This window comes from Chryseobacterium pyrolae, assembly GCF_025153485.1.
Taxonomy (GTDB): Bacteria; Bacteroidota; Bacteroidia; order Flavobacteriales; family Weeksellaceae; genus Chryseobacterium; species Chryseobacterium antibioticum.
Genome location: NZ_JANZQH010000002.1, coordinates 213,718 through 236,839, shown reverse-complemented (window position 1 = coordinate 236,839; position 23,122 = coordinate 213,718). Strand labels below are relative to the sequence as shown.

General features: G+C 36.0%; 21 protein-coding genes and 1 pseudogene. 16 read left to right on the top strand and 6 right to left on the bottom strand.

What is annotated here, in order from left to right:
• Positions 1-518: 518 nt before the first annotated feature.
• The 4 genes from NZD88_RS04395 to NZD88_RS04380 all read left to right on the top strand — a co-directional run bounded on the left by NZD88_RS04395 (position 519) and on the right by NZD88_RS04380 (position 3,665).
• Positions 519-1,274, top strand: a complete 756-nt coding sequence (locus NZD88_RS04395; protein WP_259827731.1) for an SDR family oxidoreductase — start codon at positions 519-521, stop codon at positions 1,272-1,274.
• A gap of 160 nt (positions 1,275-1,434) precedes the next feature.
• Positions 1,435-1,830 carry a DoxX family protein gene (locus NZD88_RS04390; RefSeq protein WP_259827729.1) on the top strand — a complete coding sequence of 132 codons (396 nt, stop codon included), beginning with the start codon at positions 1,435-1,437 and terminating at the stop codon, positions 1,828-1,830.
• Between the two features lie 79 nt (positions 1,831-1,909).
• Positions 1,910-2,983 (top strand): sensor histidine kinase, encoded by a 1,074-nt coding sequence (locus NZD88_RS04385; protein ID WP_259827728.1) that lies wholly within the window; start codon positions 1,910-1,912, stop codon positions 2,981-2,983.
• The gene (locus tag NZD88_RS04380; RefSeq protein WP_259827727.1) at positions 2,964-3,665 is read left to right on the top strand and encodes a LytR/AlgR family response regulator transcription factor; all 702 of its coding nucleotides are present in this window, start codon (positions 2,964-2,966) and stop codon (positions 3,663-3,665) included. The genes NZD88_RS04385 and NZD88_RS04380 overlap by 20 nt, the downstream gene beginning before the upstream one ends.
• 309 nt (positions 3,666-3,974) lie before the next feature.
• Here NZD88_RS04380 and lgt read toward each other — a convergent pair whose 3' ends face one another.
• From lgt to NZD88_RS04365, 3 genes are all read right to left on the bottom strand, one after another.
• Positions 3,975-4,811: a prolipoprotein diacylglyceryl transferase gene (lgt, locus tag NZD88_RS04375; RefSeq protein WP_259827725.1), complete on the bottom strand. Its 837-nt coding sequence runs from the start codon at positions 4,809-4,811 to the stop codon at positions 3,975-3,977.
• A gap of 222 nt (positions 4,812-5,033) precedes the next feature.
• Positions 5,034-5,228 (bottom strand): cold-shock protein, encoded by a 195-nt coding sequence (locus NZD88_RS04370; RefSeq protein WP_034741125.1) that lies wholly within the window; start codon positions 5,226-5,228, stop codon positions 5,034-5,036.
• Positions 5,229-5,319: 91 nt separating this feature from the next.
• A complete protein-coding gene (locus NZD88_RS04365; protein WP_259827724.1) occupies positions 5,320-6,444 on the bottom strand; it encodes a DEAD/DEAH box helicase in 1,125 nt (374 codons plus the stop codon).
• A 523-nt stretch (positions 6,445-6,967) separates the two neighbouring features.
• Between NZD88_RS04365 and NZD88_RS04360 the strand changes: the two genes are divergently transcribed.
• The gene (locus tag NZD88_RS04360; protein ID WP_259827723.1) at positions 6,968-7,915 is read left to right on the top strand and encodes a beta-1,6-N-acetylglucosaminyltransferase; all 948 of its coding nucleotides are present in this window, start codon (positions 6,968-6,970) and stop codon (positions 7,913-7,915) included.
• Positions 7,916-8,383: 468 nt separating this feature from the next.
• Here NZD88_RS04360 and NZD88_RS04355 read toward each other — a convergent pair whose 3' ends face one another.
• Positions 8,384-9,193: an anti-sigma factor gene (locus NZD88_RS04355; RefSeq protein WP_259827722.1), complete on the bottom strand. Its 810-nt coding sequence runs from the start codon at positions 9,191-9,193 to the stop codon at positions 8,384-8,386.
• A gap of 1 nt (position 9,194) precedes the next feature.
• The gene (locus NZD88_RS04350; RefSeq protein ID WP_169236670.1) at positions 9,195-9,671 is read right to left on the bottom strand and encodes an RNA polymerase sigma factor; all 477 of its coding nucleotides are present in this window, start codon (positions 9,669-9,671) and stop codon (positions 9,195-9,197) included.
• Positions 9,672-9,903: 232 nt separating this feature from the next.
• On the opposite strand from NZD88_RS04350, the gene msrB reads away from it, so the two are divergent.
• The 4 genes from msrB to NZD88_RS04330 all read left to right on the top strand — a co-directional run bounded on the left by msrB (position 9,904) and on the right by NZD88_RS04330 (position 12,700).
• The gene (gene msrB / locus NZD88_RS04345; protein ID WP_423738655.1) at positions 9,904-10,377 is read left to right on the top strand and encodes a peptide-methionine (R)-S-oxide reductase MsrB; all 474 of its coding nucleotides are present in this window, start codon (positions 9,904-9,906) and stop codon (positions 10,375-10,377) included.
• Between the two features lie 114 nt (positions 10,378-10,491).
• Positions 10,492-11,061 (top strand): fasciclin domain-containing protein, encoded by a 570-nt coding sequence (locus NZD88_RS04340; RefSeq protein WP_259827719.1) that lies wholly within the window; start codon positions 10,492-10,494, stop codon positions 11,059-11,061.
• 86 nt (positions 11,062-11,147) lie between these two features.
• The gene (locus tag NZD88_RS04335) at positions 11,148-11,861 is read left to right on the top strand and encodes a ferritin-like domain-containing protein (RefSeq protein ID WP_259827718.1); all 714 of its coding nucleotides are present in this window, start codon (positions 11,148-11,150) and stop codon (positions 11,859-11,861) included.
• Between the two features lie 23 nt (positions 11,862-11,884).
• Positions 11,885-12,700, top strand: coding sequence for a ferritin-like domain-containing protein (locus NZD88_RS04330; RefSeq protein ID WP_259827717.1), 816 nt, complete (start codon positions 11,885-11,887; stop codon positions 12,698-12,700).
• 309 nt (positions 12,701-13,009) lie between these two features.
• Here the strand turns inward: NZD88_RS04330 and NZD88_RS04325 are convergent, their stop codons facing one another.
• A complete protein-coding gene (locus tag NZD88_RS04325) occupies positions 13,010-13,174 on the bottom strand; it encodes a hypothetical protein (protein ID WP_259827716.1) in 165 nt (54 codons plus the stop codon).
• 143 nt (positions 13,175-13,317) lie between these two features.
• Here NZD88_RS04325 and NZD88_RS04320 point away from each other — a divergent pair, with 143 nt between their 5' ends.
• The 7 genes and pseudogenes from NZD88_RS04320 to NZD88_RS04290 all read left to right on the top strand — a co-directional run.
• Positions 13,318-13,470 carry a bacteriocin-like protein gene (locus tag NZD88_RS04320; RefSeq protein WP_259827715.1) on the top strand — a complete coding sequence of 51 codons (153 nt, stop codon included), beginning with the start codon at positions 13,318-13,320 and terminating at the stop codon, positions 13,468-13,470.
• A gap of 206 nt (positions 13,471-13,676) precedes the next feature.
• Positions 13,677-14,252, top strand: a complete 576-nt coding sequence (locus NZD88_RS04315; protein WP_259827714.1) for a TetR/AcrR family transcriptional regulator — start codon at positions 13,677-13,679, stop codon at positions 14,250-14,252.
• A 119-nt stretch (positions 14,253-14,371) separates the two neighbouring features.
• Entirely contained in the window at positions 14,372-16,381 is a 2,010-nt protein-coding gene (locus NZD88_RS04310; protein WP_259827713.1) for an MFS transporter, read from the top strand.
• A 544-nt stretch (positions 16,382-16,925) separates the two neighbouring features.
• Positions 16,926-18,059: a hypothetical protein gene (locus tag NZD88_RS04305; RefSeq protein WP_259827712.1), complete on the top strand. Its 1,134-nt coding sequence runs from the start codon at positions 16,926-16,928 to the stop codon at positions 18,057-18,059.
• A 670-nt stretch (positions 18,060-18,729) separates the two neighbouring features.
• Positions 18,730-20,223, top strand: coding sequence for a hypothetical protein (locus NZD88_RS04300; protein ID WP_259827710.1), 1,494 nt, complete (start codon positions 18,730-18,732; stop codon positions 20,221-20,223).
• Between the two features lie 163 nt (positions 20,224-20,386).
• Positions 20,387-21,145, top strand: coding sequence for an IS5 family transposase (locus NZD88_RS04295; RefSeq protein WP_259827709.1), 759 nt, complete (start codon positions 20,387-20,389; stop codon positions 21,143-21,145).
• Between the two features lie 556 nt (positions 21,146-21,701).
• Positions 21,702-22,373: pseudogene (locus tag NZD88_RS04290) on the top strand (IS256 family transposase); the annotation flags it as partial.
• Positions 22,374-23,122 lie beyond the last annotated feature (749 nt).

Sequence of the window (23,122 nt, the reverse complement as noted above, 5' to 3'; positions counted from 1 at the left end):
TTTCTAAACTGTAACAGAGAGCAAAGGCAGCGGCCTATTAATTAATATACAAATATACGATAAAAAACCGAATAAACCTATATTAAATCATTGATTATCAAAAATGTATTTTTCCCTCTTATTAAAGCGTACCCATATTTCATGCAATATATAGAGAGAATAATAAAAAAATCCCCAGCGAACTGAGGATTATGGAAAATAATATATTATAAGAATGAAGTGGTGTATAATATGATTGATAGAGTTGCAAATGCCGTGCCTAAAACTCACATATTTTAGACTTCTCCTTAAGAAAAAGTTGAATTCCAGGGCGATTGAAGGGTGTATTTAGTTGGTATGTAATGGGATATATTCATGGTGTGGTATGTCGAAAAAAGTGTATTTTTTTGATTTAATTTATATTGTATGTAGGCATATGTAAGGAAATCAGAAATTGATTACAGCTTCCGAAAGATTCACCATGCTGCATTGGCATTCATTGTTCATCTTTGTTTCTATAACATTTAAAGCAATAGATAATGTCAACACAAAATGTCAAAGGAAAAGTAGTATTAATTGCCGGAGGCGGCAAAAATTTAGGCGGACTGCTGAGCAGAGGTTTTGCAGCAAAAGGTGCAAAGCTGGCCATTCATTATAACAGCGAAAGCTCAAGAGCAGACAGTGAGAAAACACTTGCGGAAGTTCAGGCGCTGGGAGCGGAAGCGTTTTTGTTTCAGGGAGACCTTACCAAAGTAGACCATGTAACCCAATTATTTGATGAGGCTGTATCTAAGTTCGGAGGAATAGATATCGCAATCAATACTGTAGGAATGGTCCTTAAAAAGCCTTTTGCGGAAACTACAGAAGAAGAATATGACAAGATGTTTAATGTGAATTCAAAATCAGCCTATTTCTTTCTTCAGGAAGCAGGTAAAAAACTGAATGACAACGGAAAGATCTGTACTATTGTTACCTCTTTACTGGCAGCTTACACAGGTTTGTATTCCACCTATGCTGGCGCAAAAGCTCCGGTAGAGCACTTTACAAGGGCAGCTTCAAAAGAATTTGGAGAAAGGGGAATTTCTGTAACGGCTGTAGCACCGGGACCTATGGATACCCCTTTCTTTTATGGTCAGGAAACAGCAGATGCAGTAGCTTATCATAAATCTGCCTCTGCATTGGGAGGATTAACGGATATTAAAGATATTGCTCCGCTGGTTGAGTTTCTGGTAACAGATGGATGGTGGATTACCGGGCAAACGATCTTTGCCAACGGAGGTTATACAACAAGATAAAGAAGATAGGAGATGGGAGTTTTTAAAATCTACAGTGAGAAACTGGTGGCTTTAAAAACTTCCAGCTTCGTTCTTCTACCTTCCTTTCTTTTATATACACTTTTAAGCTGTTGATATACAGGGATAATCATTCTTTTTTTTGATTTTTTAATTTGGATTCATGAAAAAGAATTTTTATATCCGTTCAGCGCTCTCCGTTATCTTGTTGATGCATAGTGTGGTTTCTATTTTCAGCGGTGATGTCAATAATTTTGGACGTCTTTATCTGGATACCATAGGTTTCAGCCCTTTTGGAATCTATCTGGCGTGGACCGTAAAACTGATCCATCTTTTTTCTGTATTTCTGATTTGGTCTGACCGATGGGTAAAGATCGTTTCAGTAGGTAATATACCGATTCTTATATTGGGAATTTATTTTTTACACTGGCAAAACGGCTGGTATGTAGTGGGTGGCGGGACCAACGGAATTGAGTTCAATGTACTATTGATTTGCTGTTTTTTACAGTTGATTTTTACGGAATATCCATCACTAAGGAAAGTAAAAAGCAGTTCGTAGACCGATACTTTGGATTCGCCGGTTTATATTTTTATTTTCCACCGAAAGATGGTATTTTGCATAGTAAATCCCATCAGTTTTGAAGCCAGACAGAAAATCAAAATTATACGTTCATCTGCTCTTTTGGATACTGTATTATATTCTGGAAGTGTATCTGGACTTTTACTGGTCGAGGTATCAGTTTCCTGCTACAGGATGGCAGACAAGGCTTCAGAATACCATTGTTCTGGAATTCGGGTATCTTTTGATTAAAATGCCATTGGCCTATGCGCTCCTGTATGTGTATGAGACAACCGGGTTAAAGAAATTTCTTACCTATATTCTCTACTGCTTTATTATGGTTGCAGCCGTTCTCACTCACAGGTTTTTTACTCACTATATCATTTATCCTCACATTTATGGAGTAACAGAAACGCTTGATGGAAAACAACCTTCAGGGTTTATCAACGGATTAGTGGCTTTCAACTCTTTTATGGACCTTATTTTCATGGCAGGCCTTATTTTTGGTGTTGAAATTACGAGGCAGAAAAACCTTTTGAAAGAACAGATTTCCCTGTTGAAATCAGAAAAGCTGGATCAGGAGCTTACCATGCTGAAAGCACAGATCAATCCCCATTTTCTATTCAATACCCTCAACAATATTTATGGAATGGCTCTTAAGAAAGCAGATGAAACCCCTGATGTGATTCTGCAGCTTTCCAAGGTAATGAGGTACAATATTTATGAAGCAGCAGAACGGTATATTTCCATTGATAAAGATGTAGAAAACATCAAAGATTTTCTCCAGATCCAACAGATTCGTCATCATGATCTCGTGATTCGTTTTAAGGAAGATATTGATCAGCCTTCTCAGGAAATTTCTCCGCTCATCCTGATCCAGTTTGTAGAAAATGCTTTTAAACATGGGGTTTCTGAAACCTTAGGACAAAGTTTTATTCATATTGATATGAAATTGAATAATGGAGTTCTTCATTATCACATTGAAAACTCCAAAGAGGAAAAACCTCACGGAAATTCTACAAAAATAGGATTGAAAAACATTCGAAGACAGCTCGAACTGCTTTATCCGAAGCACAGTCTCACCGCTGAAAGTACAAACGACCGGTATATTGTAAACTTAATTATTGATTTTAATGACTCATCCCGTTTCTAAAAAATACAATTGCATCATCGTGGAAGATGAACCTATAGCTGCGGAGATCCTGGAGAATTTTGTTTCCAGGGACGAAGAACTTCATCTTGTGGCAAAATGTTCAGATGCCGTGTATGCAGGAAGCCTTTTGAACAGACATGAAATAGATCTGATGTTTCTGGATCTCCATCTTCCGGTTGTGAAAGGCTTTGATTTTCTTAAAAAACTGAAAAACCCACCCCTTGTAATTGTGACTACCGCTTATCATCAGTACGCAGTGGAAGGGTATGAACTGGATATTGTGGATTATCTGATGAAACCTATTCCTTATGACAGATTTATAAAAGCAGTTGAAAAGTTCAAATACCTGATGAATGCTGAAGAGGCTCTTCTTGAAGCTGCGGACCGTGAACATATTTTTATCAATAGCGGGAAAAAACAAATTAAGATTGTTCTTCATGATATTTTCTTTATTGAAAGCCTACGGGAATATATTCATATCCATACCAAAGCCGGAACAATCACTGTAAAGATGCCCATCAGCAGGATAGAAGAGAGTTTAGATCCGAAAATGTTCATCAGGATCCACAAATCTTACATTATTTCCAAGACTAAAATTGAGGTGCGTTCTGCCAGCATGATCCAGGTGAACGGTAAGAAATTACCGATCGGTAGGACTTATAAACCTTCCATAGACTTGTAAGCTTAAGACCTTATTGGGATCTAAAATCCTTCATAGACGATAAGGCCTGTTTGATAGCTTTTTCTTTTATTTTTATTCTTTTTTGAGCAACTTTGAATCGTTAAATAAAACAGATATTCAAATTGTCAATAAGATTTGAAGAAGAAGATGACCGATTGCAATAATTAGAATATATATGTGGATGTTAGCATTCTGATTGAAGGATGCGGATTGGCTTAATGACCTTAAGCCAATTTTTTATGAGGTTGATTCAACAAAAAAACCTCTGAAATTATAGATCTCAGAGGTTTTTAGTATATATTTTTAAGATTACGAAACCTTCATTTCTTTTTTATCCCGAATACTTTTAATGATAAAGAAGAGTCCCAGGAATATAAAAGGAATACTCAGAATCTGGCCCATATTCAAGCTCATTCCCTGTTCAAAATCAACCTGATCTACCTTTATAAATTCAACAAAAAATCGAACAACGAAGATCAGTAGAGTAGTGATCCCAAAGTAAAAACCTTTTCCAACCTCAAAGATGTTCTTCTTATAAATAAAATACACCAGAAGGAAGATGATCAGGTAAGAGATCGCCTCGTACAGCTGGGCGGGGTGTCTTGGAATATTATCTACATGTCTGAATATAAAAGCCCATGGGAGATCAGAAGGTGTTCCTATGATTTCAGAGTTCATCAGATTACCCAACCTGATAAATGCTCCGGCTAAAGGTGTGGCAATAGCAATGACATCCAGAACGGTCATGAATTTAATGGAAAATTTTCTCGCATAGATCAGAAGCATGATAATAAGCCCGATTCCGCCACCATGGCTCGCCAGTCCTGCATACCCTGAAAAATGATAGGCTCCGTCTGCTCCTTTTTGGATCGGAAGGAATATCTCGATAGGATGCTGGGAATAATAATCAAAATCGTAAAAAAGACAGTGTCCCAATCTTGCCCCAACCAAAATGCCTATAAATGCATAAGAGAAAAGTGCTTCATGAGCCTGCTGGCTTAGATTTTCCTTTTTATAGATGGTTTTTAAGATCGTGTAGCATAAAACGAGTCCGGCAAGAAACAACATGCCATAATATTTCAGAGGAAATCCGGAAATATTGAAAATTTCGGGACTTACATCCCAGTTAACGTATAATAAATTCATTGATAATAATTGTAGAATTACTTTTTCGGAGACAAATATAGCAGGATATAGCCGTTTTTAAGGAACCGAACTTCAATTTTAGGATATTTTGGGGGAAAATATCATGTTTTTGGCTTCAATACTACAAAAAACCTCTCACATAAAGTAAGAGGTTTTTAACGGACATCGAATAAAAAGTATTGCTACTTATCAGCCCATGTTCGTTTAAATGGTATATTCAAACTATGCTAACTTTACGTTAACTGCATTTAAACCTTTGTCGCTTTTTTGTACTTCGAAAACTACTTTATCGTTTTCACGGATAGATCTTGTGTCTAATCCTGAAGAGTGTACAAAAATGTCTTTACCTCCGTCTGCTGGAGAAATGAATCCGAAGCCTTTTGCTTCATTGAAAAATTTTACGGTGCCTTCTTGCATTGTAATTATTATTAAAAATTGTTGTATTAATTGTTTTGATGACTTTTTTCTGAAATTTCTTTAAGAAAGAGTCCATCTATTTTGTTGTGATTTAATGAATGTACTGGAGTTTTCCAACAGGCATTATAAAACCTATCAGCTTTTGAATATTGGTTAAATCAGAGCGTTCCCCTTCATCGCAAAAAGAAACGGCTGTTCCTTTGGTTCCTGCTCTTCCCGTTCTTTCAATCCGGTTAACATAAGTTTCCGGGACATTGGGAAGTTCATAATTGACTACATAAGGAAGCTCTTCCATATCGATGCCTCTCGCTGCAATATCAGTGGCTACCAGAACCCGAATTTTGCTATTTTTAAAATCTTCTACCGCTTGTTGTCTTGCGATCTGAGATTTATTCCCATGAATAGCCGCCGCGAAAATTCCTGTACGTTCCAGTTGTTTAACCAGTCTGTCTGCGCCCTGTTTGGTTTGTGTAAAAACCAGGGAACGTAAAATCGATACATCCTGCAAAATATTGATCAACAGATCTGTTTTCTTGGTCTTTTCAACGAAATAAACGGATTGGTTAACGCTCTGCAATGGCGATGGAATCTTATCTACTGTGACTTCAACAGGATTGTTCATCATGGTGTCCGCAAATTTTCGGACATCTGAAGGCATGGTTGCAGAAAAGAATAAAGTTTGTCTCTTTTGAGAAATTAATTTTAAAATCTTTTTTACATCGTCTGCGAATCCCATATCAAGCATTCTGTCAGCTTCATCCAGGACCAGTATTTCTATTTTAGAAAGATCAATATGTCTTTGGCTTACCAGGTTCAGTAATCTTTCGGGAGTCGCTATAAGGATGTCTACTCTTTTTCTCAGAGCGGCCAGCTGGCTTCCCGATAATACGCCTCCAAAGATCGAAAGCTGTGATAATGGTAAATATTTGCTGTAGACTTTAAAGTTCTCCTCCAACTGCTGAACCAAGTCCCGTGTCGGAGTTAATATTAAAGTTCTTATTTCTTTATGATCTGGTGTATTTCTTTTTAGTAACTGCAGGATAGGCATGGCATATGCAGCAGTCTTTCCTGTACCCGTTTGAGCATACCCTATAAAATCTCTTCCCGCCAAAATAGGTGGAACAGCTGCGTACTGTATCTCTGTAGGTTTGGAGTATCCGGCTTCTGTAACGGCGCGGACTATAGGATTTATTAAATTTAAATTTTTAAAACTCATTGTAATCTACCGGACATCCGGTTCTGAGTGGCCAAATCGGTTAAGATCTGAATTGTTGTCTTGTATAAAAATAAAGATTATCAATCAGGATAAGCATTATCTTTAGTTATTATTTTTACTTTGCATTAACTTTGACAATAAATTCAGTTGGAATATATTTGTTGAGCTTTGCAATATCGTATCGTTCTCATTCTTAGAAGCAGGATTTTGATGAATCCATACTGTCTTGAATTTTATAACTGCTTTTTTTTAACCTGAAAACCAAGGAAGCAGTATTAAAAATTATTTAAAAAATAAGTTTTAATTGGGCAGCTGAAAAAGCAAAACTGGAAGAGAAAAATGAATTTTAAACTATTACAGAATAGCAAAAGGCAGAGACCTGTTTTTATAAATGCTTTGCAAAAATACGATAAATAAACTAAATAATAATTGCTTTAAATAATTGATTATCAAAAATTTATTCGTAGCTTTCGCACGTTAACTGAATTGTTTGCACCAAGCGGATGATTTTAAATCCGTTCTTATGCAGACTTCCGCTCCTTCAACCAGCCCCCAGCCCCATACCTTAGAGTCCCACTCCGATCAGCATGTGAGAATTGCTTACTTTATTATGGTTCATCATAAGCCGGAAGTATTCAAAGCGATGTTTCAGAAGATCTACACCAGGGACCAATTTTACCTGATTCATATCGACCGGAAAGCGAAAGAAGAGATTACGGATGAGATCCAGATGTATCTGGTTCGGTTTCCCAACGTTTATATTTTAGAAAGCATCAATATTGTTTCCGGTGGGTTCAGTATGATTCAGGCAGAGCTTGATGCCATGGAATTTCTGTTGAATGTAAGTCAGGAATGGGATTATTTTGTGAATTTAAGCGGTGAAGATTATCCTCTTAAATCACAGAATGTGATTCGACAATTCCTTACCGTTAACAAAGGAAGGAACTATCTTTTCTATTATGACCAGAAATTTTACCGCCCTGATACCCTTCAGAGAATACAAAACCATTTTACCGAACTGTCTTACAAGATTTCCTCTCTTATGTATAAAAGGGAATTTATGAAAGACGTTACGCCTTACATAGGAGGAAAGTGGGTTATTTTTACCAGAGATACCTGTGCCTTTCTGGCCAATAATAAAAAGGTGATGAATTTTGAGGACTATTATCTTCATACTTTATTACCGGCGGAGTCATTTTTTCAGACTGTTCTTATGAATACTTCTTTCAATGATCTTATTGTGAATGATGATAAAAGAGCGGTTATTGAAAAACCAATATTCGGAAAGAAACAGACGACGGATGATCTTATCCTTTTCTTAAGAACCACCAATCACCTTTTCATCAGGAAAATAAACGAGAAAACAGATCAGGAAGTTCTGAATTATATTGCAGAAAGCTATGATGTTCCTTTGATAGAAATAGATGAAGTAGAAAGGGAACTGAAAATAGACAGACGGCAGAATAATTAACTTTTCCATTAAAAAATATTAACATTTTTCCCTATAAATTTTAAACAAAACCTCCCGTGATCAACAAGAGGCTGGTGAACATATGTTTTGTTCCAACTTAAATGTTCGTTAATAATAAATCAAAACACTGCGTATAGTTGCTTGATGTAATTTCGTTAAAATCCCCGTTAAGGGGATAATAGAAATATAAAGTATAATATAGATTATAAAATATAAAGTTTTGTGTTTTTTTATATGCTCTATTTCTGCTATTAAATGTAAGAGATTCAAAATGAATAATACTATTAAAAGGTGTTTATTTTCAGTGCTTTACATAGTGTATTTTGAAACCTGTTATGAATTTTCAAATGACCGTTTCCCGCTATTGATCACTTCATAATAGCTGGAAAAATCAAGACAGCATATCAAAGCCGGTTACTGTGAAGTAACGGGATCTGAGTTATAAAAAGAAGATAATTAAGGTAAGTTTTAGATAGCACCCATTACATACATATTCTCCATCGTAGGAACTGCACTACCGCCCTGTTTTTCAAGAGTTATAGCAAAGGCCTGTGCTTTGGGAATATGGGCAAGAGGTGTTTTACTGTCTTTTTCTTCGGTATACATTCCTGCGCTTACAGGTTTTCCGTCTGCAATAGCCCAAAGCTGATACTGCATGCCTTCCGGAGCTTTTGGTAAGCTTTCAGCGTTAAGGTAGACTTCTTTCGTTTTTTTATCCCAGAAAACCATTGCCTTAGAATCCGTATGTTTTTCTACGCCTTTCAGCATCACCATCTGCATATCAGGATTGGAGAACATGTTCATTTTCTGATTCATTTTTTGCATAGTGAGATCCTGAGCTTTTTTCTCGCTCTGTATCTTGGCAATTTCTGCTTTCGTTCTGGACTGATCATTCATCCAGAAAAGATTTCCGGCAGCACTGATCAGGAATAAGACAGAAGCAGCAACCGCATAAGGTTTCCAGCTGCTTTTTTCCTGAAGTCTGATCTCTTGGAGATCTTTGGCAACAGGAATCTCTTTGATCTCTGCAGGTTTTACTTCTTCAGTAATCTGTTCCTGCTGGATCTTATTCCAGATCTTTGATTTTAAATCGGCTGGTGGTGTCACGGCCTGGCTGGTCGCCAAATCTTCCAAAGTTTTTTGTGCTTCCTCGAAAGCTGCCTTTACCTCAGCATTGTTTTTCATCACACACTCCAAAATCCCAGCCTCCTCGGGAGAAGCAAGACCTAGAATATAAGATTCTATAATTCCGGATGATATGTATTCTTTTGTGTTCAATTTATTGATAATCTTTTAGCAAATCCTTTAATTTCATCAGCGCATTCCGCATTTTGGTTTTCACCGTCCCAAGGGGTATCTTCAGTTTTTCAGATATCTCGTTCTGAGTATATCCCTGATAATAAGCCAAGTCGATAAGTTCTTGTTTATCAACTTCCAGACCTTTAAGCACATTATTAAATCCAATAAAATCGGATGAATTATTACTCGTTGAAAGTTCTGCAGAATTATATACGAAATCTGGAAGCGGTTGGTTTTTAAGTTCGTTTTGGAAACCTTTTGATTTTAAATAATCTATTGCCGTGTTTCTGGCAATATTGATCATCCAGGTGTAGAACTTACCTTTTGACGAATCATATTGATGAATAGCATTCCAGATCTTAACAAAAACATCCTGAATGACCTCTTCAGTATACTCTTTTGACTGAACAATTCGGAGAACCACCCCATACAGTGCTCCTGCATAATGGTCGTACAAATAATGAAAGCCCGATTCGTTTTTTTCTTTCAGTAAAACGATAAGCTCCTCTTCCGAATAGGTTGTTTTAATAATGTATGATTTTCATTTCAAATGTAATAAAATAAAATATATACTACAAACAACATCCGTAAAATCTTTTATATCGTAAATAATTTTAAATAATCATTCAGAATTATCAAATATGAAAAGTTTAATCATAAAAATAGCGTTTTCTCTTTTGCTGATTACTATGGCAGAAAAGAGTGGTGCACAGTCAGGGAATTTTAAGACAAACAATCCTTATTACTCTCGTACGGCAACCACCCCTTTGAAAGTGAGCAATGCAGAATGGAAAAAGATTCTTAAACCTGAACTCTATCAGGTGGCGAGAGAAGGAGCAACAGAAACAGCTTTCACAGGAAAGTATGATGAATTCGATGAAAAGGGAACTTATTTCTGTGCAGTCTGTGGAAATCCACTGTTTCTTTCGACTTCAAAATTTGCAACGACCTGCGGATGGCCTTCCTTTTATCAGCCGCTTACGAAGAATAGTGTGAAATATAGAAAAGACACTTCCTATAATATGATAAGAAGTGAAGTTTTGTGCGGAAGATGTGATTCCCACCTGGGACATATTTTTGATGACGGTCCAAACCCTACCGGAAAAAGATTCTGCATGAATTCCGTTTGTCTTGAATTTGTCCCTAATTCCAAAAAGAAATAATGGACTTTAAAATTTTTAATAAAAAATCAATTTTTTAAATCCAAAACAAAATCTACCTCGTAAATGATTCTAAGAACACAATTCAATTACTTATTAACTAAAAAAATCAATACAATGAACACAAGCTCAAAAATCGCAGTTTTAGGAATGATTGCTTTATCATTCGCTTTCAGTGGGAAGGTAACTGCACAAACGATGAAAGAAAAAACAGTAATGGTAGGCGGTGCGCCGATGTATCCATCTAAAAATATTATTGAAAATGCTGTGAACTCCAAAGATCACAAGACTTTGGTAGCAGCAGTAAAGGCGGCAGGTCTGGTAGAAACGCTGCAGGGAGCAGGACCCTTTACTGTGCTGGCACCCACAGATGCAGCCTTTGCCAAACTTCCGAAAGGAACGGTTGAAACTCTGGTAAAACCTGAAAATAAAGAAATGCTGACCAAAATCTTAACCTATCATGTTCTTGCAGGAAAATACAGCGCGAAAGATATCTGGGCTACTGTAAAAGCTGGAAACGGAAAAAGCATGATGAAAACGGTAGAAGGTGAAGGACTGACTTTCTGGACCAAAGGAAAAGATCTTTATATACAGGATGCAAAAGGAAATAGTGCAAAAGTGACGATAGCTGACGTGAATCAGTCAAATGGTGTGATTCACGTGATCGATACGGTGTTGATGCCGTAATGTTTTAGTTTTCAAACAGCATAATTTATTATGCTGTTTTTTTCTCCTCTTTTTGAGAATCATATAACACTCAAACCTATAATATTATGAAAAAAATGATTAGTGTTTCTAACCAGGGAGCAACTCTGGATACAGGCAGAAGAAATTTTTTGAAACTGGGCGGTATAGGACTGGCGATGGCAGGACTTACGCTGATCGGTTGCGATGATGACAATGACTTCGGAATGACAGGTAACGGTCCGGTTTTCGACCTTGGTACCGGAGATGTTGGTGTTCTGAATTACGCGTATGCATTGGAACAGCTTGAAGCTGATTTTTATACCAAAGTAGTTAATAATTTTTACTCCGGAATTTCAAGTGTTGAGAGAGATCTTTTTACAGACCTTTATCATCATGAAGTAATCCACCGCGACTTTTTTAAAGCGGCCATTACCGGAGCAACAACCAATATTTTACCTACGCTTGAATTCCAGTATCCCAATGTGAATTTCAACGACAGAAATTCTGTTCTGGCAACAGCGAAAGCCCTGGAAGATACAGGAGTAGCGGCCTACAACGGTGCAGGAAAATACATTACCAATGCAGCTTATTTAGTGATTGCAGGTAAAATAGTTTCTGTGGAAGCAAGACACGCTTCAGCGATCAGAAATATTATTAATCCAGGATCTGCAGATTTTTCAGGTGACGATGTCATAGATGCCAATGGACTGGATCTTGCCAAAGAGCCTAAAGATATTGTCATGGCAGCGGGAGGGTTTATAAAAACGCCTTTCACGTGGAAAGAAAGAGGAATCAGCTAATTATTCATTCAAAATCTACAATTATGAACATTCTTAAATTACTAGATAAGCTTTCTAATGATAAATTTTTTACAACGGAAGCTACAAGATTAGAAACGATCACCAATCTGTCAACATTGGGTAAAAAAGCAGCAGTAGCATCCGTCCCATTAGGATTGGGAGCGTTAATGGCAACTCCTGCGAAAGCAGAAACTCTAGAAACGACAGCCTCTGCCACTTTTTTTAAAAGTGCTTTAACGGATGCCCTACAACTGGCATTGGTTCTGGAATATCTTGAAAATGAATATTACGCATTAGGTCTGGCAGCAGCCGGATTGATTCCGAATTCGGACCGACCTGTTTTTATGCAGATTTCAAAACATGAATCAGCTCATGTGGGATTTCTTAAAAGTACGCTCACCTCCTTAGGAGAAGCCCCAAAGCCAAAACCGACTTTTGATTTTACAGCGGGAGGAAGTTTTATGCCTTTTACAGATTACAACCAATTTTTGGTGCTGGCTCAGGCTTTCGAAGATACAGGTGTTCGTGCCTACAAAGGACAGGCTGGAAATGTAATGTCTAATAAAGCGGTATTACAGGCTGCCCTTCAAATTCATTCTGTAGAAGCAAGACACGCTTCACAGGTGAGAAGAATGAGAGCAAATAAAGGCTGGATAGAATTGGCTAACGGTGGAAATATGCCCACTGCTACCAATGCTGTGTATGCCGGAGAAGATAATGTAAATCAGGCTGGATTCAATACAAGTACTGCTTTTGGAGCCGCCGCCGGATCTGCTGCTTATGATGAAGTGTTAACTGGAAGTGAGGCTCAGGCTATCGCCGGTTTATTTATAGTCTGACATAGTTTTTTTATTATTTAGGTGTGAGTCCTATCCTTAGATGATGTCTAGGGATAGGATTTTTTTGTTTTAAATCTACTAATTGAAGAAATCATTACTGCTATTCTTGAAATAAGCTAATTATATTTAGAATTAAAGATAGGGGAATCATTTAATTATTTTTTCAAGAGCAAAACCTGTTGAGGTCAAAGATATAGTCGTAACAGAGATTTATTTTTAGCCGGATTTTCATCAAAAAGGTTCCAGTTATTCTCTGTCCATGGTGTGAAAATACTACTCTTTGAAGATGAAATTTAAATCAATTTCAATTTAGGACTCCTCATTTTTTGGCTTAAAGTTTCTTCCGGCCCCTTGCCTTAGGAATGTGATTTTCCCTTGTGTTTGCTTGGCTTTTTCAAGAACTTCCATAGCTCTTGTTCGTTCATTCATTTTACCCGCGTGCGTGATATTACTCTGATTTTCACTTTTTTTCATATAACAAGATAGTGAAAATAATTGACAAAAACAAATATTAGGTAGTAATTTGTTGTGGGTTGCCGTAAACGATAATTTTTTCATGATAAATCTAAGTAGTGAGAATTACTTATATCTTTAGTGTTTATACTAAATTATAAATTATGAAGAATTTAAAGAAAATCTCAAAGGAGAAATTAAGAAGTATCAAAGGAGCAGCAATCGTGTGTCCAAAAGGAATGGTTTCACACTACTGCCCTGATGACCAAACTCCACAGTGTTATTGGAAAGATAACGTAATAGATTGCAGATTATAATGAATAATTGGATCCCTCTAAATGAGGGTTTTCATTTCTCTTTTTTTAATGTTAATTCTTCGCTGGTTAGCACAAGAGAATTTAAAAAAAACCTCTGAAATCAATAATTTCAGAGGTTTTTAAATTATAGAACACATCCAAATGAATAGTTAAATTTTGATTTTAATTTGGAACAATCGTTCAATAATTATATATTTGTCTGAGATATGGCACGATTTAAAGAATTTGATCCGAAAGATAAGCTTGAAAAAGCAAGAGACCTTTTCTGGAAAAAGGGATATTATGCCACGTCCATGCAGGATTTAGTCAATGATATGAAAGTAAATCGCGGAAGCATGTACGATACATTTGGAGACAAGCACAAACTGTTCATGAGCAGTTTAAAAAGTTATGTTGCGGAAACACACAGCGAATATAAAAAAGCAGTGTCTGACGAAACCTCTCCGATGAAATCAATAGAAAAAATCATCCAGAGTGCCATTAGAAGATCATTTGAGGAAGGTAAGGTCTGTATGGTCGTTAAAACATCCTTTGAAATGGCTCCGTTTGATGATGGTATCAAAAAATTGTTACAACAGTCAACGAATGCATTAACCCAGATTTTTGAAGACCTGTTGTTAAAAGCAAAGAAAGTGGGGGAGTTTGATTCCAAAAGAGACGCAAAAGACACAGCAGCATTCATCGTGGCTTCCTTTGCTGGGTTTTGGCAAATGCAGGCATTATATGATAATAGAAAAAAGATTGATCAACTTGCTGAAAATCTGATGAATTATCTGCATTGATTTTTAACATAACATACTATAGAAGGTTACCTTCTTTAGATTTGGAAAAAAACGGAAAAGTGAAAGCTTAAAATTTTTTTATACTTAATTGGAATGATCATTCTAAAATTATAAACATTATGAACACAATGACAACGAAAAATGAACAACTTAAAAAAAGTATTCCGTTTGCTATATGGGCAATCGCTTTCTGTGCTTTTGGTATCGGTACAACAGAGTTTGTACTTGTAGGTTTACTGCCTACGATCGCCAGTAATCTGGCCATTTCTATTTCATCAACAGGTTCTCTGATAACATTGTATGCTTTGGGCGTAGCCATTGGTGGTCCTATATTTACCGTATTGACTGGCAAAATAGAGCAGAAAAAATTGTTGCTGCTCACCGTAGCTGTTTTCATTATAGGCAATACAGTAGCCTTTTTTGCCAAGGATATTCTTATGCTTCAGGTCAGCAGGGTTATTACAGGAACAACACATGGCGTCTTTTTTGGCTATGCGGTTATTATTGCAAGCAATATGGTCACCGTTGACCGCAAGGCGACAGCTATTTCGTTGGTATTTACCGGATTAATGGTTTCAAAGGTTATTGGAGTGCCATTAGGAACGTATATCGGTTCACACTTTGGCTGGAAGATAACATTTTTAGCTGTTATCGTTTGGGGTATCGTAGGTCTGCTTATCTTAAGTTTTACACTTCCAAAACAACCAAAGGCTACCGAAACACTAAAGCTGAAAGATCTGCCTAAAGTATTCAGAAACAGATCGGTATTAATTGTACTGCTGGCGAATATCTTCGCTTATACAGGGACATTTATATTGTTTACTTATCTGTCTCCTATATTGGAAAAAATCACCGGATTTTCATTGGATACTACTGCGAAAAATGCAACTGGAACATCAACGAATGCTGATGGAATTCTTATCCCTCGTGTAGATAGACAAAGGGCATTGAGTATGACTTCTGTAGAACCTTCTACCTTAATATATGTGAATAATATTTCCACTGGTACAACCACAGGGCAGGCATCCAATATTGATGCAATAGGATTCTATTATTTTGATGGCTCAACAAGTAAGTGGACAAAGCTGAATATCGGTGGGGTTACAGCAGATTTTACTCCTGATGCTTTTATAGATGATTCTGCGAATTCTATGGTAAAACTTGGAGCTAACTCTTCAGGAGGAAGCCGGGCGTCAGGATCAGATTTTGTGATTAAGGATAATGGTCGTGTAGGTATAGGTACAACTTCTCCTTCCAAAAAGCTGGACGTAAAAGGTGATGGTATATTTTCTGGAGCAGGGGCAGATGTGAAAATAGAATCATTGGATAATGTAAACCCAAGCCTTTCCTTATATCATCATCATAGTGGAACGAATTTATCAACAAATAGTAATGTTGGGAGAGTAAGTTTTAAAGGAAGAGTAAATGGGGCAGAACAATATCTGGCTTCAATTAAATCTACTTATTTGGGGAGTGGAACAGATGCAAAGTCTGACTTAAATTTTTCTGTGAACGGAATAGGAACTACGTCGATGATATTGAGCTCTGATGGATATTTGGGGGTAGGTACAATTTCTCCTACGGAAAGGTTGGATGTGAATGGAAATGCGAGGTTTAGGCTTATTCCAAATGTTCAGAAAGATGCTTTGTTTTACAAATTGGGGGTAAATGCCGCAGGAGATTTGGCTAAAGAAACATCAATATCTTCTTATAATACCTATCTAGGGTTTAACCCTGCGGCACCAACTCATACTAAAACTATACCTTTGACTCTAGAAAACGGATATCTTACTAAAATTAGTGGAACTTCTATCGGGGCATGTATGGGAGTTATGGTTGATTTTACAATTTATTTTATAGGAACATCTTACTTAGGAGCCTCATTACAGGCAAGAGCAACTAGTGGCACTACTACCTTTGCAGCAGTTACATTATCAAGTAGTCAGTCTATTTTTGGAACATCTCTTGAGCGTCTTGCAAATGCGTCAGGTTGTTCTGCGTCTGTGGGACATATTTTAAGTTATTCTGCTGGACAGATTACTGTTTCTTTTTTTGATCAGCCGACGTATTTTACTAATGCAGGTTTATTTGTTATTTATAGTATTGATAAGGTGAAGCAGACTAACTAAATAAGACAAATAATTAACCAAGATTTTATTTTAGGTAACTATATATAATTTTACACTTAAATAATATATAGTTACCTTTCAATTTATAGAACTAAAACTAGTAGTAATGATTTGCAATGTGTTACTATGTCTAAAGTAGGTATTGGATCAAGTTATGGTGCTCATACTTATATATTCTCATTCTCAAAGCTATAGTATCTCAGTAAAAATAATTTACCATTGTAATAAATTTATTTTTTTTGTATGGTAAGGTTAAATAGTCTATTTTATTAATGATGATCGGTAGGCTTTATCTGTCTTCCGACATTTTTTGTGCATATATAGTAATCGTTGAGTTGTACAAGACTGATCCAAAAGAGAGCTTATTTTCTAGAACAATAATATTCAGTTACAATAGGCTACGTAGATTAGATGTTTTTCTGAAAATATAATGCTCTAATTGTTTTGTTTTTAGTTGGTCACAAAATTGTTTTTTTTACGTATGTCTTTTTTTTTCTTTCATTCTTTGAATTCATTTCTTTGTAATGAACATAAAACTTAAACAATGAAAAATTCATTATTACCTATGATTGTTCTATTTTGTAGTACAACGATATATAGTCAGGTGGGAGTGAATACGACTTCCCCAAAAAGTACATTGGATATTACTGCGAAAAATGCAATTGGAACATCAACAAATGCTGATGGAATTCTTATCCCTCGTGTAGATAGGCAAAGGGCATTGAGCATGACTTCTGTAGAGCCTTCTACATTAATTTATGTGAATAATATCTCCACAGCAACAGCTACAGGCCAAGCTTCCAATATTGATGCTATAGGATTTTATTATTTTGATGGCTCCACAAGTAAGTGGACAAAGCTGAATATCGGTGGGGTTACAGCAGATTTTACTCCTGATGCTTTTATAGATAATTCTGCCAACAGCATGGTAAAACTGGGAACTACTTCTTCAGGAGGAAGCCGTGCTTCAGGATCAGATTTTGTGATTAAGGATAATGGTAGTGTAGGTATAGGTATAGCTTCGCCTAAAGCTAAACTAGATATTTCAGGAACAGATTCCGGGGTACGCCTACCGCAGCTGACCACAGCACAAAGAGATGCAATTGCATCTGATAGAGCACATACTGCCACTTTACTTTATAATAAGGATATTAATAAATTACAGGTAAATGTTGGTACGGATACTAATAGGATATGGGCAACTCTCGGTTCAATGAGTGAAACGTTAAATACATCTGCTACTTTTACCTCTAATGCCTCACAGACTATCACATATACAAGCCCTAATAATGGAGACCGGGTACGCTTTCAATCACAGATATATAATTCTACTCCGGCAGGATATATTTCTAAAGTTAATAATAATACTGATTTCGTTTTAAAGGGAGGACGAACTTATAAGGTGGATGTTAATATGGGAAGGCTAAAAACCAGTGATGCTAAGCATACATGGTGCCATGTATTTGATACAGCAGGGAGTGAGTATGCTTCTGTATCTGTTATACCTCAGAGTTATACATTAGTAAATTGGAATAGCGCTAACACGATGAGTACATATATAACGATTCCTGAGGGGAGTACTAAAACTATATATGTTAAATGTGCTAAACAAGACTCAGGTAATGTAATAATTAATGATGCTATTGCACCACAGATTTCCCTTACAATTATGGACTAGGTGATGAAAGTTATTTTTTATTAAAAACATTTCAATTAACTTTTAAAAACCTTGTATTTCCATAATGCTGTCTCATATTGAGGCAGCATTTTTATTTAAATGTAAAGAGTTTATTATTAATTTATAGAAATAAAAGATATTATTATACAAATAGAGTAATCGGAAGAGAGCAAATTTTACCAAGACTATGAGTAACTTGTGTAGGTAATTAGACCAGTATAGTTCTAATATAGTACAGAATAGACACAGATTGTTCTAGCAGAAATTAAATCTGAGATCATATAAAGTGATTGAATATCTGTTTAGAGGCTATGAATAAACTGTGTAGTAATAGAATCGGTTTTTATAATCTGTTCAAAACATTTTATATCAATTCAAAATGCTTTGTACTTTAAAGAGATTGTCTTGGCAATCTCTTTAGTAATTTATGTATTGGAAGGTATAGTTTGAAAGTTCCAGAACATTTGTCTATTATTTATGTCCAGTACTATGATAGTGAAATACGTTTTATATACTTAAAATAAAACAGGACAGATTTAAAATGCTTGTTTTTAGTTTGTTAATAATTAGTTTTTTTTACGTAGGGCTTTTCTTTTTGTTCATCCTTTGAACTCATTTCTTTGCAGTAAACATATAAAATCTTTAAGCAATGAAAAAAACATTATTACCTATGGCTGTTCTATTTTGTAGTACAATCATATATGGGCAGGTGGGGATGAATACTGCCTCCCCCAAAAGTACATTGGATATTAATGCAAAAAATGCGACGGGAACATCAACGAATGCTGATGGAATTCTTATTCCTCGTGTCGATAGGCAAAGGGCATTGATTATGAGTTCTGTAGAGCCTTCCACCTTAATTTATATAAATGATATTTCCACTGGCACAACCACAGGGCAGGCATCCAATATTGATGCAATAGGGTTTTATTATTTTGAAGGTTCTTTAGCGAAATGGGTAAAACTTAGTACCAGTGGGATAGTGGCAGATTCTACTCCGGATGCTTTTGTAGATGACTCTGCCAATACGATGGTAAAACTGGGAACTAATTCTTCAGGCGGAAGCAGGGTTGTGGGATCAGATTTTGTTATCAAGGATAGTGGAAATGTAGGGGTAGGTACAAATTCTCCTACGGAAAAACTGCATGTAAATGGGAGGGTAAAAATAGTAGATGGTTCGCAGGGAGCAAGCAAGGTTTTGACCAGTGATGCCAATGGTGTTTCAACTTGGGCATCCCTTCCTAACACGACAGCAAACAATGGTCTTACCAAAATCGGAAATAATCTTCAACTGGGAGGAACCTTAGCTAAAGCTACTGATATAGCTACGGCAGGATTTAATACGACTTTTAGCGGAACTGGGAATTTAGGTATTGGAACAAGTAGCCCTGTATCAGGTTCAAAAGTAAATATTCAAGGAGGGCCTTTGAATATCGGAAATATAACACAATACGCAGGAGGTTTACAGGTGAAGAATCTAGACGGTTCCAAACCCATACTTCTTGCTTACGATACTAGTAATAGTGAAAAATTTAGAATTGGGGCAGGGGGAAATGTCGGAATAGGGACGACTGCACCTACAGAAAGATTGGATGTTGAAGGGAATGCAAGGATCAGATCCATACCTACGACTTCATTAGGTTCCAGGGGGATTGTTGTTGCTGATAGTAATGGTAATTTAAGTAAGGTTTCACGAGATAATTTTGAGGCTCGTGGTATTTTGGTCGGACAGAATAAAACTTCTGGAAGCCAGAATGTTACATTAAATAATGAACGCCAAATCTGTAATTATTCAGTAACAATACCTGCTGGGCAAAAAAGGCTCTTCTTTTTATCTATAAATGCAAAATCTGCTAGTCCTTTTTCAAATCCAGGTTTTGACGGAGGGTGGGGAACGTATAGATTATATATGAATAATACTTTAATTGAAGCAAGTACTAGTAAGTTTTTTGGTGTTCAAACAACTGGTTCAGCTGCAAATATTACAGATATTAATTCGCCTGCTTCATTCTCTTCTTTTCAGGTTGTAGATAATTCCAGTGGAAATTCTGCAATTACTAGAAATTTTAGATTAACATATACCAATCAATTTACAGCTACAAATGTTGCCAATAAGAGTCACAAAGCCTTCGCAGATTTAGTTACACTGGTATTTCAACAGTAAACTGTTATTATACACTTAAACAGGTTAAAATCACCCCTTTGGTTTTTACATAAATGGGGATCAAATTATATATAAGAGCCTGTTTAAAAACGGTATAAAAAAAGAGTAAGGGTTACTCATTGGCTTAAAAACATCAATTTAGAGCTGCAAAACAAAAAAATTGATGTATCCAACAGACTTAACTCTTACTCAGTGGCAATTTATAAAAAAAACGCTTGATTTTGATGATAGAAAGCGAAAATATGATTTATGTATCATCTGGAATGCCATTTATTATATCGTAAAAACAGGTTGCCAGTGGCGAATGCTCCCCTCTAATTATCCCAAATGGCAATTGGTCTACTATTACTACTCTAAATGGTCAAATTTAGAACTCTTCGATTTACTTCTGTGTAATTTAAGAGAGAAGGTACAAGTAAAGAGAGGCCAAAATGCAGAAGCAAGTTTAGGAATTATAGACAGTCAGAGTGTGCGCTGGGGAAATAATCGTTCCCTTAATGGGTTTGATGGGAATAAGAAAGTGAAAGGAATAAAAAGGCATGTTGTGGTAGATAAAAATGGATTTTTGTTAGCCGTAATGGTAAGTGTAGCCAATTTTCACGATGGTAAAGCTGCTTTGTTATTCATGAGAACATTGCACTATCTTTTGATTCCAATTACAGTGATTTTAGCAGATGGAGGCTATAGAGGAAATATTATTGAAGAAATAAAAGATAAGTTTGGCTACATTATTCAGGTTGTTTTACGGTCCGATCATAAAGAAAAACTCTTTAAGCCTATACACAAAAGATGGATTATTGAAAGAACTTTTTCTTGGTTTGATAATGACAGAAGACTTTGCCGAAATTATGAATTGCTAATGGAAAATTCTGAAAATATGGTCAAACTATCAGCTATTAAAATATTATTGAACAAAATTTAAACAGGCTCTAAACTTTTATTCATTTATTTTATATATTTATATTATCATGAGACTGTTTCTTTTTCTGAGACAGTCTTTTGTTACTAAGCTAGTAATGAGGTGAAGGCTCTCGGGAACAATCATATTCGTAAGGTAGTAGAAGCCGTATAAAAAGGGCAGGAGAGTATAATGAACCAGTCAATGTATTTTCATTATTTATTTTCAAATGGTTACATATATTGTTAACAGAATAAAAGTAGCTAAGATAATGAATCACTATGCACTACAGTGATCTGTCTTTTGGCTATTATTCAGTACTGCAGCAATTACAAAAACATGTACTTCATTAATCTGAACTGAACGTGTTTTGTAGGCTAATTCTGGATTTATGAAAGACGGGAGACTAATACATACACAAGTTCTTTAAAACTACCACTACAATAAGTACACTCCCGCCTTTTCTTTAAAATTAATGCCACCACCAATTTGATCATATTCAAAAAGCTACATCCTCCATTACAAAAAATATGCACCTTCCCTTAATTAAGACCAAAGGCATTATAAAATTCGGGATAGTGGTGGTGTTGAATCCCGGGCGGTCTACAATATTCAGGGTGTAAACTGCGATTGAAAGAAGGAGTTGGTCGGTGTATATCTTTCAGAAAATGAAGGTGCTAAGTTCTGGCTTTCTGTGCTAATGTATTTGAAATAACGTGGTGTAGAAGATATCCAGGTTGCCTGTATTGACGGCTTAAAAGGTTTTCCGGAGGCCATAGAAACTGTATTTCCAAAAACGCAGATTCAGTTATGCATTGTCCACCAGATCCGCACCAGCCTCCGCTATGTACCTGAAAAAGACAAGAAAGCTGTCGTTGCTGATCTTAAGCCAGTTTACAAAGCCAATAATCAGGAACAGGGTTACGAGAAACTGTTGAAATTTGAAGATAAATGGGGTAAAAAATATCCCTAGTCTGTAAAAGGCTGGATGGATAACTGGACGAATTTATCTGCATATTTTGAATATTCTCCGGAAATCAGAAGAGTGATCTACACCACAAATGCTATCGAAGGAATGCATAGACAAATCCGTAAAATAACCAAAACAAAAGAGGCATTTACATCGGATCAATCGCTACTGAAACTTGTGTATCTGTCCTACAGAGACTTTTCTAAAAAATGGACGATGCCAATCTGGAATTGTGGCTTGACAATGTCTCAGCTCTATATTAGATTTGGAGAGAGATTAAAAGCCTTCGGCGACTTCTTCCTTGGTGGAGCTCCTTCAGCCTCTACCAAGGAAGAAGTGATGTTGACGACAGTTCAGTTTACACTCCCCGTAGGCTCATTCAAATAATAGAAATTATATTTAACAGCAGAATTATTTAATAATTTCTGCTGTTTTTTTTATCTGTTCTAATGTTTTAAAATTAAATGGCAGAGAGTTTATGGAGTTTGCTCCTCCCCAAAATGCAAATGATACACAATGTTGTATAGGTCATTAAAATGGAATTAGTCCTTGATTATACGCAAAGAATCATTGACCAAGTAGACGGTATATTTAAGATTTCTGTAAATGAACATTTTACAAACAATATCCTCATGAAGTTCAAACCTTGAAATGAAGCCTTTGAAGACGTTCATTTTTCATACAGTTAATAAAAAAGGATAAATTTATTTATGATAATAGGAGTTTTATATCACCTGGTTTGGATTAAAAAATATTGAGTGTAATATAGAAACTGGAGTCAGATAAATTTCCTTTTTAACAAAAAATCAATTGTCATTATTTTTTTTAAGTTGCAGGTACGTACGCAATCATTACCGTATTTTCTTGTAATAGTTTATTTTTGTTATTGATTATTAGGTTGTTGTGTATTTGGGTTGTTTTTACGTATGGCTATTTTTTTTAATAGAGTTGGTATTCCTTTCTTTTGTAAAAACATCAAAACCCTTACAATGAGAAGATATAAAATTCCCAAGATTACAGTATTAATCGAT